Raw genomic sequence first — 15662 nt, forward strand, 5'->3', positions numbered from 1 at the left:
GCGCGCTTGCCGATGCCTTCCCATATCTGCCCGCCCGCCTGCACCGTGACCGTGCCCGTCAGCACGACGAGGCACAGTTCGCGGCGGCCCGTCTCCAGCGTCAAGACCTCGCCCGCTGCCAGGCGGTGGGCGGCAAAGCCCACGTGCGTCCAGCCGGCCGATGCGGGCGTGACTTCCACAATCTTGCCGCCGGCCTTGCCTGCTTTGACCAGCAGCGGGCTCATGCCGCCTCCCGGCCCAGGCGCGGGATGGCCTCGACCAGGCGCGCCAGGTAATCGTGGCCCATCTTCGCGTATTGATAGCTGGGAGCGACGGCCGGGTCCTGCTCCGCTTCCACCACCAGCCAGCCCGCGTAGCCGTGCAGATACAGGCGTGTGAGGATGGCCGGAAAGTCGATGCAGCCGTCGCCCGGCACGCTGAAAGCGCCATTGATGACGGCCTGCAAAAAACTCCAGTGGCCATTGCGGGCCAGTTTCACCACGTTCGGGCGCACGTCCTTGCAATGCACGTGGCAAATCCTGTCGATATGTTTATTGAGCACCGCCAGCGCGTCGCCGCCGGCGAAGGTGATGTGGCCGGTGTCGAACAGCAAGCCAACCTCGGGACCCGTCAGGGCCATCAATTGGTCCACGTCGGCCGGCGTTTCCACGTAGGCGCCCATGTGGTGGTGATAGGCCAGGCGCACGCCGTGCGCCAGCAAGTGGGCGGCAAAGGCCGTCAACTTGTCGGCGTAGTCCTGCCATTGCTGCTGCGTCTGGAAGCGAGGGCGTTTGTACAGGGGGCGCGCTTCGCCCTGGATCGCGTCGGCCACTTCGCCGTAGACCATGACGGTGGCGCCGCTGTCGGCAAGTAAACGTAAATGCGATGCCACGGAAGCGATCTCTTCTTCCACCGAGCGGTGCGCCAGGCGGCCCGAATACCAGCCCGAGACGCAGGCCAGACCATATTTGCCCAGCACGGCGTTCAGGGCCGGGGCATCTTTCGGAAACTTGTTGCCCAGTTCAAAACCCACGTAGCCGATCTCGGCGCCTTCCTTCAGCGCCGTTTCCAGCGGCGTTTCGCCGCCCAGGCTCGGTAAATCGTCGTTCATCCACGAGATCGGGTTGATGCCGATACGTACATTCCAGGTAGTCATTTCAATTCCTTTGTTTCAGGCGATCGTTTTCATAACGGGCACGGGCAGCTTGCACGCCGGACTGGGTGGAGACCTCGGGCACGGCCACTTCCCACCAGCAGCCGCCCTTCTGCGTCGTGCGCGTGGCGTCCGTGTCGATGCAGATCAGGTACGTGCGCGAAGCTGCCCGGGCGCGCAGCATGGCCTGTTCCAGTTCGGCAATTGAGCCCACATGTTCGGACAGCGCGCCCAGGGATTGCGCATGCAGGGCGAAGTCGATAGGCGGGGCGCTGTCGGGCAGCATATTGTTGAACGAGGCATTGCCGCAGGCCTGCTGCAGGCGGTTGATGCAGCCGTAACCCCGGTTGTCGAGTACGACGATGATGAGTTTTTTGTCGAGCATGACGGAGGTGGCGATTTCCGAATTCATCATCAGATAGCTGCCGTCGCCCACCATGACGATGACCTCGGCTTCCGGCTTGGCCATCTTGACGCCGAGGCCGCCGGCGATCTCATAGCCCATGCACGAGTAGCCGTATTCCATGTGGTAGCCGCCCGGCGCCGACGTGCGCCACAGCTTGTGCAGTTCTGCCGGCAAGGTACCGGCCGCGCAGACGACGATGTCGCGGGTGGTGGAGTCGACTGCGGAACGCTGCACGGCACCGATGACTTCGCCGTCATACGGCAAGCCGGCCACCTCGCGTTTGCCGGTAATGGCCAGCACGGTGGCGCGCCAGGCGTTGCCTGCCTGCTGCGCGCGCTCCAGCCACTGGCCCGCGCTATTCCAGCTGCCCAGCAGCCGCGACAGGCCCTGCAAGCCCAGGGTCGCGTCCGCTTGTACACCCAGGCCGCGGCGTTTCAGCGCATCAAAGCTGTTGACGTTCAGGCTGAGCAGCTGCGCCTGCGCAAACAGGGAGTTCGACCCTGTCGTGAAATCCTGCAGGCGCGTGCCGACGGCCAGCACCACGTCCGCCTGCGCCGCCAGGCTGTTGGCGGCCGGCGAACCGGTGACGCCGATGGCGCCCAGCTGCAAAGGGTGGTCCCACGGCAAGCTGCTCTTGCCCGCCTGGGTCTCCGCCACGGGTATGCCATGGCGTTCGGCAAACGCCTGCAAGGCGGCGCCGGCCTGGCCGTACAGCACGCCGCCGCCGGCGACGATCAGCGGCTGTTTTGCGTTTTTCAACAGCAACGCGGCCTCTTCCAGTTCCTGCTCGACGGGCGGCACGGCGCGGAAACGCACGACTCTCGGTTCAAAGAAATCCACGGGATAGTCATGCGCCATCGTCTGCACGTCTTGCGGCAGGGACAAGGTGACGGGGCCGCAGGCGGCCGCGTCCGTCAGGGCGGCGATCGCGCGCGGCAAGGCCGTGAGCAATTGTTCCGGATACACGATGCGGTCAAAGTAGCGCGACAGCGGTTTGAAGGCATCGTTGACCGACACGCTGCCATCCGTGCCGTCTTCCAGTTGCTGCAGCACCGGGTCGGGCGCGCGCGAAACGAAGACGTCGCCCGGCAGCAAGAGCACGGGCAGGCGGTTGACGTGCGCCAAGGCGGCGGCGGTGAGCAGATTCGTCGCACCCGGACCGATGGAGCTGGTCACCGCCATCATGCGCCGGCGCATGTGCGCTTTCGCATAGGCGATGGCCGCATGCGCCATCGCCTGTTCATTGTGGGCGCGGTAGGTGGGAAATTGCTCGCGGTACTGGTACAGCGCCTCGCCCAGGCCCGCCACGTTGCCGTGGCCAAAGATGGCGAAGGCGCCGCCGAACAAAGGCTGACCATCCTCGGTACGCAATACCGACAGATAGCGCACCAGCGCCTGCGCCATGGTCAATCTGATGGTGGCGCTCATGCGGCACGCTCCAGGCGGTTGCGCGTGCGCTGCCACAGGGCAATCAGCTGCTCGAAATTGGCGCGCACGGCGGCGATCAGGCCCGCATCGTCGAGTTCGCCGGCCAGCCAGCGGCGGCTCGGTTCCTGGAAGATGGTGCGGCCCACCATGAAGCCGCGGCAAGTGGTGCTGGCACTGGCCTGCTCGAAACTGGCGGCCAGGGCGGCAATCGGCGCGTTCAAGCCCAGCAGCACCACGCCACGGCAATACGGATCGCGCTCATGCACGAGGGCATCGATGGCTTGCCATTGCTGGGCGGACATACTTTCCAGTTTCCACCATTCCGGGTAGATGCCGAGGTTGTACAGGCGTTTCACCGCGCGATACACGGTGTCGTCGTGCTGCGGCAAGGACTTGGCAGGAATAATTTCCAGCAGCAATTCATGGCCCGTGATTTGCGCCGCGTCGTACAAGCCCTTGATTTGCGCTTCCTGTTCCAGGCGGTTTTCCGGCGTATCGTCGGGATGCAGCTGCACCAGGCACTTGATCACGTGCTCCTTCGGCCACTGCGTCAAGCGCGACGCCAGCGAACGGCCCCAGTCGAACTGCAAGGGATTCGAGCCCGGCATCTCGACGGGACGGCCTATCCACCAGCCGCGCCCCGTCGCATCGTTGAGCGCGTCGACACCATAGCGGTCATCGATCAGCACGCCCGTGCCGCCCTGCAAGCCGCGCGCCGCTTCCGTCTGGCCCACGGCTTGCACGAACAGTTGCTTGAGCTTTGAAATCCGCGCTTCGTCGCTCACGCCCTGCTGGGCCAGCTCAAAGAATTGCGTGCGGTGATCGAACGCGAACACGCACAACTCATTCCACTGTTTGCGCGCCACCGTCGTGCGGTGCAGGCGCGACAAGGTCGCATCCTGGTCCGGCTGCGTGAGCTTTGCCGCATTGGCCAGGAAATAGTCGAGCTCGACGGGCGACGGCATGGCCGGCGCGCAGCCGTGGCGCGACACGACGAGGGCGCCGCAGCCGTTCGCGTAGCGGCAGCACGCTTCGTAATCCTCGCCGCGCAGCCAGCCTTTCAGGAAACCGGACAGAAAAGCGTCGCCCGCACCGAGCACGTTCAAGACTTCCACGCGCACGCCCTGATAGTTGAACGCCTGATCGAGACCGGCAGGAATGGCCGCCTCGATGACGGCGCAGCCCAGCGGCCCGCGCTTGACCACCAGGGTTGCACTGCTCACCTTGCGCACGGCGCGCAGGGACGCCATGATGTCGGCACCGCCGCCGGCGATCATGAATTCCTCTTCCGTGCCTACGATCAGGTCGAACTGCGGCAGGATCGCCTGCAAGTGCTTAGTGACGCCATCGTTCGAGACGAACCGCGTTTCGCCGTCCGCCTTGCCCGACAAGCCCCACAGCACAGGCCGGTAATCGATGTCGAGCACGGTGCGCACGTTGTTCGTGCGCGCCAATTTCAGAGCTTGCGTGCTGACGGCGTGCATGGCGCTAGTCGAGAAATGCGTGCCGGTGATTAATAACGCTTTGCTGGAAGCGACAAAGGCGGCGTCGACGCTGGACGCTTCGATGGCCATGTCGGCGCAATTTTCGCGATAAAAGATCAGCGGGAAGGTGTGCTTGTCCTTGATGCCCAGCATGACGAGGGCCGTGAGCCGCTCGCGGTCGATGCCGACGTGGCTGACGTCGCAGCCCTCCTGCGCCAAGGTATCGGTGAGGAAACGGCCCATGTGGTCATCGCCCACCTTCGACAGCATGGCGGACTTCAAGCCCAGCCTGGCCGTGCCGAAGGCGATATTGGCGGAAGAGCCGCCCAGGTATTTGGCAAAGCTCGTCGCGTCTTCCAGGGTGCTGCCGATCTGCTGCGCGTACAGGTCCACCGCCAGGCGGCCCAGGCAGATCACGTCGAGCGCGCGGCCCTGGGCAAATTCAGTCGTATTCTTCATGGCATTGTTTCCTTATGACAGTTGCACGATGCGCTGCTCGCGCCACGACACGGTGGCCGCTTCGGCCAGTTCCAGCGCCTTCAAGCCATCGTGGACGGTGGTGCGCAGCGCCGCGCCATGGGCAAAGGCGTCGAAAAAGTGCGCCATTTCGCTGGCGTAGGCGGCGCGGTAGCGTTCCAGGAAAAAGTCTTCCGGCTTGTCCACGCTGACGTTGACGGCACCATAGGCCGTCACTTCCGTCGGCTTGTGGTTGCCTGCCTGCAGCATGCCGGCGCTGCCCAGCACTTCGAAACGCTGGTCGTAGCCGTAGGCGGCGCGGCGCGTCGTATTGATCTGGCACAAGCGTCCCTTCGCCGTGCGGATGGTCACAGCCGTGCAGTCGAGATCGCCCGCCGCGCCGATGGCCGGATCGACCAGGCAGCTGCCCGTGGCATGCACGCTGACGGCTTCATCGTCGAGTATCCAGCGGAAGATGTCGAAATCGTGGATCAGCATATCCTTGAAGATGCCGCCCGACACCTGGATGTAGCTGACGGGCGGCGGGCCCGGATCGCGGCTGGTGACGATGAGCAACTCCGGCGTGCCGATTTCGCCCGCCGCGATGCGCTGCTTGACGGCGGCAAACGTGGGGTCGTAGCGGCGCTGGAAGCCGATCATGCACAGCACGCCCGCGTCCTTGACGGCAGCGGCGGCGGCGCGCGCGCGCTCCAGGGTCAGGTCGACGGGCTTTTCGCAAAAGATGGCCTTGCCGGCGGCGGCCGCGCGCACGATCAGGTCCGCATGCGTATCCGTGCTCGACGCGATCAGCACGGCCTTGACTTCCGGGTCGGCCTGCACAGCCTCCACGCTGGCGACGCTGGCGCCATGCAGGGCCGCCACTTCCGCCGCCGCGCCCGCATGCACGTCTACCACGTATTTCAGGCGCACGCCGGGCTGGCGTACCAGATTGCCGGCGTGAATGCGGCCGATGCGCCCGGCGCCGAACAATGCCACTTGAATCATTTCCATCTCCTTGATAGTCGGTATCGCTTGGCCCGGAAATGCACACGTGTGCAAATCCGGGCTAAAAAAGTTAAAACAGGTGGATGACGCCCAGCATTACACCGCTGAGCTTGGCACCCTTCTTGGTGGCGGCGAAGGCATTGCCGCCAAACGTGTAGTTGGCGTTCTTGTCGTTATTCGTTTGCGTGTAGTAGGCATACACGGTGCTGCGCTTGGACAAGTAATATTCGTAGCCCAGGGTCGCCTGCTTGGCGCCGCTGTCGTCGCCGCGCACCAGGGTGGTGGCCTTGATGGTCACGCTGCTGCCGTTGGGCGCGCTGCCCGACACGTCGCCTGCCACGCCGAAACGGCCGATGAAGGCACCGCCGCCCGCCTTGTAGGCGCCCGTGATGGTGAAGTAGTCGCGCTGCAAGTCGCCGCCGGCCACGTCATACACCATGCGGTTCCAGGCCACGCCTACGTCGCCGCCGCCGAAGTTGTAATTGCCCACGGCGCGGAACATCTTTTCGCTGAAGCCAGGACGCAAGTCCTTGTGCTTTTCATAGCCGACGGCGCCCTTCACGGGACCGTTTGCGTATTGCACGATGCCCGAATAGATGCGGTCGCCGTTCGATGCCTCGTTTTCGCTGGCGCGGTAAATCGTGGCGCTGAATCCCTGTACCACGGGCGTGCGATAGCTGACGGCGTTCGAACTGCGGCGGTTGAAGCCTTCGCCGCCCAGCTGCGAAATGTTGGCGTCATCCTGGATGCCTTCGCCCACGAAACGGTTGGTGTAGCCGTTGATCTGGCGGATCGGCGTGGCGAAGCGGCCCAGCGCGATGCGGCCATAGGCGGGGTTTTCCAGCCCGACAAAGGTATCCTTGCTATTGATGGCGCCCGTGCCATCGTCGAGCTTGGCATTGCCCTCGATCTGGAAGAAGGCCGTGTTGCCATTGCCCAAATCTTCCCTTCCCCGGAAGCCGATCTTCGAGGAATTGTCCGATACGCGCGATACCGACTCGCCATTCGGCGCCGTGGCCGAGCTTGACGTTTCGATACGGTCGAAGCCCGCGTGGATCCGGCCGTACACGACGACGCTCGATTCGGCCAGCACGCAACCTGGTGCGACCAGCAACAATACGGCGGCGATCTTGTTCAACTGCATGGTGCTCTTTTTCATCCCGTTTTTCATTTTGTCTCCTGCTTGTTTTTATGGTGGTGGATTACTCATGATGCTCAACAGCGTGTTGCCACTACATGCGTCCCTCGCCGGACGCCTGCCCTCCCTTTCAGTCAATGTGTTCAGGTACAACGCGGCAAGGCCAGCGCCGCCAGTTGCGGATACAAGCGGGGGCCGCCCACCAGGATGGGGTTGCCCTTTTCCAGGCCGTTATCTGCCAGGAAATCATTGCAGCGCCCGCCCGCCTCGTTGACGAGCACGATGCCCGCCAGGCAATCCCAGGAATTGATGTGCGGCTCGAAATAGCCGATCAGGCGCCCGGCCGCCACGTAGGCGATCATCAGTGCGCCGGAACCGTTGCGGATGAACATGCCGCCCTCTTCCAGCACGTCGAGCAGGAAGGGCAAAAAGGTATCGGTGCCCACGCGGTGCGAAAAGCCCACGCCCAGCACGCCGCCCTGCAGGCTGGCCACGTCGTTGACGCGCAGCCGCGTTTCGCCCGCCTTCGCCGTCACATGCGCGCCCTGCCCCAGGCAGGCGTGGAACAGCTCGTCCGCATTCGGGTCGTACACGGCGCCGATGGCGGGCTGGCCGTCGACCAGCACGCCGATCGACACGCACCAGGCCAGCATGCCGTTGACGAAACAGGCCGTGCCGTCGATGGGATCGATGACCCACACGCAGCGCGCGTCGGACGCGCCGCCGCCCCGCTCCTCGCCCACCACGGCGTCTTCCGGGAAGCGCTCGGCGATCTGCGCGCGCAGGAAATCCTCGACCATGCGGTCGGCGATGCTGACCATGTCCTGCAAGCCCTTTTCCTCGATCACCAGTTCCGTGCGGCGCTGGAACATGCCCAGCGCGATCTCGCCCGCCTGGCCGATGATGTGCCGGGCGTAGGCATAGCGTTCCAGGGTCGCCGCGTCGGCCAGTACCGCTGCCTGTGTCATATCTGTCATGCTTGTCCTCCAATGATGGCTGCGCCATGTTCGTGTACGGTCATGGCGACCGATGTGCCTTGCGTGAAAACCTGGCTCAAGTCGTGCGAGACGGCAAACAGTTCGCCGACCGGCGTCTCGAGCGTGTATTGCATTTCGCGTCCCAGGTAAGTGGCGCGCGCCACGCGCACCACCATGGCGCTGTCCGGCTGCGCGGGCGACAGCAGGATCGCTTCCGGACGCACGGCGAAACTCGCTTCGCCGCTGCGCTGGCTGCGGCATGGCAGGCGCAGCCGCAGCTTGCCCATGACGCAGACGGCCTTGCCGTCGGCCACCGATTCGATCACGCCATCGACGATGTTCGCGTTGCAGATGAAGTCGGCGACGAACTTGTCGGCCGGCGACTCGAACAGCTCGTGCGGCGTGCCCTTTTGCGCGATCACCTGGCGGTTCATGACGATGATCTGGTCGGAAATGGCCAGCGCCTCTTCCTGGTCATGCGTGACGTACACGGCCGTCAAGCCCAGCTTGACCTGAATGTCGCGGATCTCGTCGCGCACGCGGCGGCGCAGTTTCGTGTCCAGGTTCGACAGCGGCTCGTCCAGCAGCAAGACCTTGGGCTGCAGCACCAGCGAACGGGCCACGGCCACCCTCTGCTGCTGGCCGCCCGACAACTCGTTGGGGAAGCGCGCGGCAAAGTCGGCCAGGCCCACCAGGCGCAGGCTTTCCTGCGCCCGTTCCACGGCGCGCGGCTTGGTCTCGCCCGAGACGGTCAAGCCGTAGCACACGTTATCGAGCACCGTCATGTGCGGAAACAGTGCATAACTTTGGAACACCATGCTGACGTCGCGCTCGGCGGCGGAGGTCAGGGTGACGTCCTCGCCGGCCAGCAGGATGCGCCCGGCGCTGACGCGTTCCAGGCCCGCGATCAGGCGCAGGGTGGACGTCTTTCCGCAGCCGCTGGGGCCCAGCAGGGTGACCATGGTGCGCGGGGCGATCGTGAACGACACATCGTTCACGGCCAGGGCCTTGCCGTAGCGCTTGGTAACACCATCGAATTCCAGCGCAGCAAGCTCTGTTGCTTGGGTAGTAAAGTGGTTCATGCGTAGCTCTTTTCCAGGTTGGGAACGGCGGCCGGCAGCGTTTTTTCGGCGCTGACGCGGCGAAGGCGGCGCTTGCCGACCAACAAATGGATCAATTGGATGCACAGCAGGATGATGACGATCAGCACCGTGGCATAGGCGATGGCCGTGCCGTAGTTACCGTTCGACACCAGGCCGATGATGTAGGACGTGGCCATGTCGTAATCGGCGCTGACGAGGAAGACGACGGCCGAGATCGACGTGATCGAACGCACGAAGCCATACACGAGGGCCGAGGCGATGGCCGGGCGCAGCAGCGGCAGGATGACCTTGCGCATGGTGGTCCAGCTGCTGGCGCCCAGGGTGATCGACGCCTCGTCCAGGCTGCCGTCGAGCTGGCGCATGGCGGCGATGCCCGTGCGCAATCCCATCGGCATGTTGCGGAAGACAAAGCACAGGATCAGAATCGTCGCCGTGCCCGTCAATTCAATCGGCGCCGAGTTGAACGCCAGGATGTAGCTGATGCCGATGACGGTGCCGGGAATGGCAAAGCTGAGCATGGTGCCGAACTCGAACGCGCTCTTCAGGGCGAATTGCTGGCGCACCAGCAGCCAGGCCGACAGGATGCCGACAAAGGCCGTCAAGGGCGCGGCGATGGCCGAAATCGTCAAGGTGGTGAACAGCGACGGCCAGGCCTGGCCCGTCCAGTGCCAGCCGGCAGCGCCCGCCGTGATGCCGAAGGCGTCGATGTAATGGCGCAAGGTGAAGGCATTGTCCTGGCCCCAGTTGTTCACGAAGCCGCCCGCCACCACGGTGCCGTAGATCAGGGCCGTGAAGGCGAACCATGGCAGGGCGATGGTCCACAAGGTGGTTTTCAGGCGCGGGTTGAGCAAGGCGTGGCCGCCATGGTCGGCCTTGCCCGTCACCGTCACATACGATTTCTTGCCCAGCCACAGGTTCTGGATGAAGAAGGCGCCCACGGCAAACGTCAGCAGCACGATGGCCAAAGTCGCCGCGCGGCCCTGGTCGTTCGAGGCGCCCACCACGGAAAAGAAAATTTCCGTCGACAGCACGTGGAAGTTGCCGCCCAAGACCATCGGGTTGCCGAAGTCGGCCATGCTTTCGATAAAGCACAACAGGAAGGCATTGGCGATGCCGGGACGCATCAGCGGCAAGGAGACCTTGACGAAGGTTTGCCAGCTGCTGGCGCCCAGGGTGCCCGACGCTTCTTCCAGCGAGGGGCTGACGCCTTCGACCACGCCGATCAATGTCATGAAGGCGATCGGCGCAAAGGCCAGCATCTGCGACAGCCACACGCCCGTCATGCCGTACAGCCAGCGGCTTTGTTCGATGCCAAATAGTTCGCCGACGAGGCCCGTGATGGCGCCGTTGCGGCCGAACAGCAAGATCAGCGCCAGGCCCAGCACGAACGGCGGCGTGACGATGGGGAGAATCGTGATGGCGCGCATGGGGCGTACCCAGCGGCCATTCGTGCGTGTGACCAGCAGGGCGAACACGAGACCGAGGAAGGTGGCCGACACGCCCGTCAGCAAGGCCAGCGCCAGGGTGTTCCAGGCCACGCCGCAGCGGCCGGGACCGGCCACGCAATTGAGGCTCCAGATGCCGGGGTCGGCCAGGCGGCGCGCCAGGGCGGCGGCGCCCGTGCCGCCATCGTCCAGGGGCTGGCCGGCGCTGACCAGGATCAGCGCGACGGGGAACAGCACGAACAGGGAAATGAGGCAGATGATGAGGCCGATGGCGCCGGCCACGAAGGCGTCGCCGCCGCACACGCCGCAGGCGGCGGCGCCCGAGGTCAGCAGGAACAGCAGGCACAGCGCCAGCAGCAGCGCGCCGAAACCGAGGCCGGTGCCGGCGGCCAGCGGCCCCCAGCCCAGCCATGCCAGCCACAGCAGGCCCGCGCCGCCGAGGGCGATCTGGCCCAGGCCCAGGGTCTTGCGGTGGGGATTGCCGGCCACCAGCGCGGCGCTGGCGGCGATCAGGGCAAAGAACACGCCCAGCGGCCAGGCGCCGAACGACAGCACGTGCAACACGGCCGGTGCGCCACGTTCACTGAAGAACTGGCCGTCGCGCAGCCATTCGCCCGCGAACAGGCCCGCTTCCTGCTGCTGCCAGGGCAACAGGCACAACGCTGCCAAAGCGGCCAGCAGCCAGCCGTAAAATATCTTTTTCATGAGTTTCATCCAACTATGAACGTCTGAAATTCTGTTGCGCGGTGCGCTCTGTTTTCCAGACGTTTTGAACAATGTATATAGGTTTAACGCCTGCCAAAACTGTAGCGAGCGGCAGTGAGTTGCGGCCGAGACGCGCAGCTGTGCGCTAGCACAGTGAGCATCGCAGGCTGCAAATCGCGACGCGCAGTAAGTTTTGGCGCGCGTTAATTGCCGGCAGAATAAATCTGCGTGGTCCAGCGTTGCAGCAGGCGCTTGCGCGTGTCCGAGGCGCCATACTTGGCGAAGTCGTAGTTGATGGTCTTGATGTTTTCCAGGCGCGGCGAGGCGGCGGGAATGGTGGCGGCCGCGTTGGACGGGATCTGGAAGGCCAGCGCCTTGACGGCTTCGCTCTGCACGTCGGGACGCAGGGCGAATTCATAGAATTTCTTTGCCTGCTCCATGTTTTTCGCGCCCTTGACGATGCTCATCGAGCCGATCTCGTAGCCCGTGCCTTCGCAGGGCGGCAAGACTTTCACGGGAAAGCCGGCCACGGTGAGTTTCATCAGGTCATGCATGAAGCCGATGGCCACGCCCGCTTCGCCGCGGCCCACGTCCTCGCCCGGCGCCACGCCCGCGTTCGGATACTTGCTGACGTTCTGGCCCATTTTCGCCAGGAAATCGAAGGCTTCCTCTTCGCCGAACAGCTGCACCACGGTGGCCAGCGCGTTGTAGGCGGCGCCCGAGGAGTTCGGGTTGGCCATCTCGATCTCGCCCTTGTAGGCGGGCTTGACGAGGTCTTTCCAGCACTGGGGCGGCGGCAGGTTTTTCTTCTTCAGCACGTTTTCGTTGTAGGCCAGGCCCAGGATGCCGATGTAGATGCCGACGGTGCGGTACTTGGCCGTCTCGGCCTGCTTGAGCGCCCACGGCTGCAGCTTGGGCAGGGTGGGCGACTTGTATTCTTCCGTATAGCCTTCGGCGGCGGCCTGCAGGTGCGGGTCGCCCGTGCCGCCCCACCAGATGTCCGATTTCGGGTTCGACGCTTCGGCGCGGATCTTCGCGTAGGCTTCCCCCGCGCTCTTCCTGATCATCGATACCTTGATCTTGCTTTCCGCCTCGAAGCGGTTCTTCATCAGCTGGCACCATTCCATGTCGGCCGAGCACAGCACGGACAGGCGTTCCTCGGCGGCCATGGCCGTCATCGGCAGGGCCAGGCTTATAGCAATCGCAACATTGCGCATCTTCATCGTCTCACTCCAAGTTCGTTATCGTTGTGGTACTTCAGACCGCACCGCTATCTTGCGGTGTCACTGTCCCGGGATGTGCTTTGTAAGGCCTTGCACTGTATTGCACACGTGTGCACACCTTACCACCAGCCGATTTTGACTGTCAACAAGAATCTCGGCAGGCGTGCGGCGTGGCGTTTTACCGACAAAAAAAGCCGCCAGCTGGTTGCAGCTGGCGGCTTTCGGATGCTCCGGGGTCAGAGGCGTGTTACTGCCAGGCTTCCTTGCCCGCGCGCGGCTTGCCCACCATCAGCAGCGCACCCAGGGTCAGCACGGCCGCCAGCGACAGGTAATAACCCACGTACTGCAGACCGTAGTTGGTAGCCAGCCAGGTGGCGATGTACGGCGCCAGCGAGGCGCCCAGGATGCCCGCCAGGTTGAACGTGAGCGAAGCGCCCGTGTAGCGCACCTCGGGCGGGAACAGCTCGGACAACATCGTGCCCAGCGGTCCGTAGGTCATGCCCATCAAGCCCAGGCCGACAGCCATGAAGACGGTCACTTCCCACGTCACGCCCGAGCCGAACATCGGCGCGAGCACCAGGCCGAAGATGGCGATGGCGACGGAGACCCAGATCAGGGTGGCGCGGCGGCCGCGGCGGTCGGCCAGCACGGCCGAAAACGGTATCGTCAGGGCGAAGAACAGCACGGCAAACAGCTGCACGACGAGGAATTCCTTGCGCGTGAAGCCCAGCTTGGTCGTGCCCCAGCTCAGCGCGAACACCGTCATCAGGTAGAACAGCACGAAGGTGGCCAGGGCGATGATGGTGCCCAGGAACAGCATGCGGCCATGCTGGCGGAACACGGTGGCCACGGGCAGCTTGACGACTTCGTTCTTGTCGATGACTTTCTGGAAGTCCGGCGTTTCCGTGATCTTCAGGCGCACGTACAGGCCGACGATGACCAGCAGCGCGCTGGCGAGGAACGGGATGCGCCAGCCGTAGCTGAAGAACTGCTCATCGGTCATGGTTTCGCTCAGCAGCAGGAAGATGCCGCCCGACAGGAAAAAGCCGATCGGCGCGCCCAGCTGCGGGAACATGCCGTACCAGGCGCGTTTGCCCGGTGGCGCGTTCTCGGTTGCCAGCAGCACCGCGCCGCCCCACTCGCCGCCCAGGCCCAGGCCCTGGCCGAAACGGCACAGCGCCAGCAGCAGCGGCGCCAAGGTGCCGATGGCGGCATACGTCGGCAGCAAGCCGATGATGACGGTGGAGATACCCATGGTCAGCAGGGCCGCCACGAGAGTGGCCTTGCGGCCGATGCGGTCGCCGAAGTGGCCGAACACGGCCGAACCGATGGGGCGGGCGAAGAAGGCGATGGCGAACGTGGCCAGCGACTGCAGCACGGCGGCCGACGGGTCGCCGGCGGGGAAGAACAGTTTCGGGAACACCAGCACGGCGGCGGTGGCGTAGATATAAAAGTCAAAGAACTCGATGGTGGTGCCGATCAGGCTGGCGAACAGCACCGTGCCGGGGGAATTTTTCTTGGGGGGGGTGCTCATTTACTGCGCTCCTTGGGGAGGGTGTCTAAAGGCCATTCTCTGGATGTTTTTTCAGGCAGCAGCACAGCACGTTGTCTAGGCGCGCGGTTCACATATCATAGCTGTGCGCGGGCGTATTTGCTGCGAAATTGCTATTAAATTCGCAAACAAATTCCACGCCGCAACACGCCGTTGTTAACGGCAGACAACGGTGTACCAACGCGCGCTAACGCGCCGTGATCAGTGCTGATTTAGAGAAACAACGGTCGTGCGCCATCCGGTTACCCGGGGCACGGCAGGAAAGGCGTCAGGGGATGGGCGACGTGTATCAGGCCCGGCGTATCGCCAGGCATTCCGTACCAGACCCGCGCGTCGGCATCGCGGCATCGGTCATTTGTGGTGAGTCCTTGCCTGCGGCCCCTCCGGGTGGAGCGGGCCGGCGATGATCGCGCTGCATCACGCAGGATGCGGTTGATCTTGCTGTAAGCGGCTTATCATACGCGCAGTGCTGCGGTGCGGCAAGAAGTTGTGATGGAGCATGTACGGTGGTGTCGGCTTACGCTGCGCTAAGCCGACCTACGCCGACCTACGCCCACCTATACTGACCTACGCATCGATCAATGCAAAAGTCTGCTCGATCTCGCGGCTGTCGAGCGGGCGCACGAGGCGCGCCACTTCCTGGCCATCTTTCAGGAAAATCAGGGTCGGCCACAGTTTCACGCGGAATGAGCGCCCCAGCGCGCGGCCGGGGCCGTCTTCCACGCGAATATGCGCTACCGCGGGGTGCTGCGCCAACGCGGCGGCCAGCGGCGCTTCTGTGGCGCGGCAGTGGCCGCACCAGCCCGTGCCGAATTCCAGCAGGGCCGGCCCCGCCAGGGCGTCGATCTCGGCGCGCGTCGGTTGTGCTACGGAATATGTGTCGTTCATCATGCCGCCCTCCTTGTCCGCTCAGACCACTTTCACGCGCAGTTCGCCCAGGCCATCGATGGCGCCCACCAGTTCGTCGCCGCGCTGCACGGCAGCCACGCCGGCCGGCGTGCCCGTGTAGATCAGGTCGCCCGGCTGCAAGGTGAAATAGGTCGACAGGTCGGCGATGGTTTCGGCCACGTTCCAGATCAGCATATCGATGCTGCTGCTTTGACGCGGCTCGCCATTCACGTGCAGGGTGATGGCGGCGTGCTGGACGTCACCTGCCTGCGCGGCCGGCGTGATGGGGCCGATGGGCGCCGAGTGTTCGAAGGCCTTGCCCGTCTCCCACGGACGGCCCAGTTTTTTTGCCGCGCCCTGCACGTCGCGACGCGTCATGTCCAGGCCGATCGCATAACCCCACACGTGGCTCAACGCATCGGCCGCGCCGATATCGCTGCCGCCCTTGCCGATGGCCACCACCAGCTCCATCTCGTGCTGGAAATCCTGCGTCTGCGCCGGATACGGCAGCTCGCCCGTCGTGCCGGCTGGCACGGGCAGCACGGCGTCAGCCGGCTTCATGAAGAAAAACGGCGCCTCGCGGCCCGTGTGGCCCATTTCCTTGGCATGGTCGACATAGTTGCGGCCCACGCAATAGATGCGGTGGACGGGGAAAGTATCAACGCTGCCCGTGACGGGAACGCTGGGCTGGATCGGTGCGGGAATGACATACGACATGAA

13 protein-coding genes are annotated in these 15662 nt (G+C 64.3%); all 13 read right to left on the bottom strand.

Translation table 11 applies throughout. From position 1 onward, the window contains the following. Positions 1–224 (bottom strand): 5-deoxy-glucuronate isomerase (locus tag AC1Q6X_RS20410; RefSeq protein WP_492498257.1); only part of this gene is annotated, 224 nt, incomplete at its 3' end. Then, positions 221–1135, bottom strand: a complete 915-nt coding sequence (gene iolE / locus AC1Q6X_RS20415; RefSeq protein ID WP_492498258.1) for a myo-inosose-2 dehydratase — start codon at positions 1133–1135, stop codon at positions 221–223. The genes iolE and AC1Q6X_RS20410, both read right to left, overlap by 4 nt. Position 1136: 1 nt before the next feature. Further along, complete coding sequence (iolD, locus tag AC1Q6X_RS20420) at positions 1137–2966, bottom strand: 3D-(3,5/4)-trihydroxycyclohexane-1,2-dione acylhydrolase (decyclizing) (RefSeq protein ID WP_492498259.1); 1830 nt, start codon at positions 2964–2966, stop codon at positions 1137–1139. Continuing rightward, the gene (locus tag AC1Q6X_RS20425) at positions 2963–4909 is read right to left on the bottom strand and encodes a bifunctional 5-dehydro-2-deoxygluconokinase/5-dehydro-2-deoxyphosphogluconate aldolase (protein WP_492498260.1); all 1947 of its coding nucleotides are present in this window, start codon (positions 4907–4909) and stop codon (positions 2963–2965) included. The genes iolD and AC1Q6X_RS20425 overlap by 4 nt, the downstream gene beginning before the upstream one ends. A 12-nt stretch (positions 4910–4921) precedes the next feature. Next, the gene (gene iolG, locus AC1Q6X_RS20430; protein WP_492498261.1) at positions 4922–5911 is read right to left on the bottom strand and encodes an inositol 2-dehydrogenase; all 990 of its coding nucleotides are present in this window, start codon (positions 5909–5911) and stop codon (positions 4922–4924) included. Between the two features lie 70 nt (positions 5912–5981). Further along, positions 5982–7082 carry a porin gene (locus tag AC1Q6X_RS20435; protein WP_083287339.1) on the bottom strand — a complete coding sequence of 367 codons (1101 nt, stop codon included), beginning with the start codon at positions 7080–7082 and terminating at the stop codon, positions 5982–5984. A gap of 110 nt (positions 7083–7192) precedes the next feature. Then, a complete protein-coding gene (locus tag AC1Q6X_RS20440; protein ID WP_070290420.1) occupies positions 7193–8026 on the bottom strand; it encodes an inositol monophosphatase family protein in 834 nt (277 codons plus the stop codon). After that, a complete protein-coding gene (locus AC1Q6X_RS20445; protein ID WP_121670419.1) occupies positions 8023–9108 on the bottom strand; it encodes an ABC transporter ATP-binding protein in 1086 nt (361 codons plus the stop codon). Before AC1Q6X_RS20445 ends, AC1Q6X_RS20440 begins: the two co-directional genes overlap by 4 nt. Further along, a complete protein-coding gene (locus AC1Q6X_RS20450; protein ID WP_492498262.1) occupies positions 9105–11279 on the bottom strand; it encodes an ABC transporter permease in 2175 nt (724 codons plus the stop codon). Before AC1Q6X_RS20450 ends, AC1Q6X_RS20445 begins: the two co-directional genes overlap by 4 nt. A gap of 203 nt (positions 11280–11482) precedes the next feature. Further along, entirely contained in the window at positions 11483–12502 is a 1020-nt protein-coding gene (locus AC1Q6X_RS20455) for an ABC transporter substrate-binding protein (RefSeq protein WP_099410802.1), read from the bottom strand. Between the two features lie 247 nt (positions 12503–12749). Then, positions 12750–14036: an MFS transporter gene (locus AC1Q6X_RS20460; protein WP_070290424.1), complete on the bottom strand. Its 1287-nt coding sequence runs from the start codon at positions 14034–14036 to the stop codon at positions 12750–12752. A 585-nt stretch (positions 14037–14621) separates the two neighbouring features. Next, positions 14622–14945 (bottom strand): thioredoxin family protein, encoded by a 324-nt coding sequence (locus AC1Q6X_RS20465; RefSeq protein ID WP_121670421.1) that lies wholly within the window; start codon positions 14943–14945, stop codon positions 14622–14624. Between the two features lie 18 nt (positions 14946–14963). Further along, complete coding sequence (locus AC1Q6X_RS20470; RefSeq protein WP_492498263.1) at positions 14964–15659, bottom strand: fumarylacetoacetate hydrolase family protein; 696 nt, start codon at positions 15657–15659, stop codon at positions 14964–14966. Between the last annotated feature and the right edge of the window lie 3 nt (positions 15660–15662).

Source organism: Janthinobacterium sp. GW823-FHT06H09, assembly GCF_058794735.1.

Bases quoted from the DNA above. Each gene is read 5' to 3' on its own strand.
- iolE (WP_492498258.1), bottom strand. From the start codon at position 1,135: ATGACTACCTGGAATGTACGTATCGGCATCAACCCGATCTCGTGGATG.
- iolD (WP_492498259.1), bottom strand. From the start codon at position 2,966: ATGAGCGCCACCATCAGATTGACCATGGCGCAGGCGCTGGTGCGCTAT.
- AC1Q6X_RS20425 (WP_492498260.1), bottom strand. From the start codon at position 4,909: ATGAAGAATACGACTGAATTTGCCCAGGGCCGCGCGCTCGACGTGATC.
- iolG (WP_492498261.1), bottom strand. From the start codon at position 5,911: ATGATTCAAGTGGCATTGTTCGGCGCCGGGCGCATCGGCCGCATTCAC.
- AC1Q6X_RS20435 (WP_083287339.1), bottom strand. From the start codon at position 7,082: ATGAAAAACGGGATGAAAAAGAGCACCATGCAGTTGAACAAGATCGCC.
- AC1Q6X_RS20440 (WP_070290420.1), bottom strand. From the start codon at position 8,026: ATGACAGATATGACACAGGCAGCGGTACTGGCCGACGCGGCGACCCTG.
- AC1Q6X_RS20445 (WP_121670419.1), bottom strand. From the start codon at position 9,108: ATGAACCACTTTACTACCCAAGCAACAGAGCTTGCTGCGCTGGAATTC.
- AC1Q6X_RS20450 (WP_492498262.1), bottom strand. From the start codon at position 11,279: ATGAAAAAGATATTTTACGGCTGGCTGCTGGCCGCTTTGGCAGCGTTG.
- AC1Q6X_RS20455 (WP_099410802.1), bottom strand. From the start codon at position 12,502: ATGAAGATGCGCAATGTTGCGATTGCTATAAGCCTGGCCCTGCCGATG.
- AC1Q6X_RS20460 (WP_070290424.1), bottom strand. From the start codon at position 14,036: ATGAGCACCCCCCCCAAGAAAAATTCCCCCGGCACGGTGCTGTTCGCC.
- AC1Q6X_RS20465 (WP_121670421.1), bottom strand. From the start codon at position 14,945: ATGATGAACGACACATATTCCGTAGCACAACCGACGCGCGCCGAGATC.
- AC1Q6X_RS20470 (WP_492498263.1), bottom strand. From the start codon at position 15,659: ATGTCGTATGTCATTCCCGCACCGATCCAGCCCAGCGTTCCCGTCACG.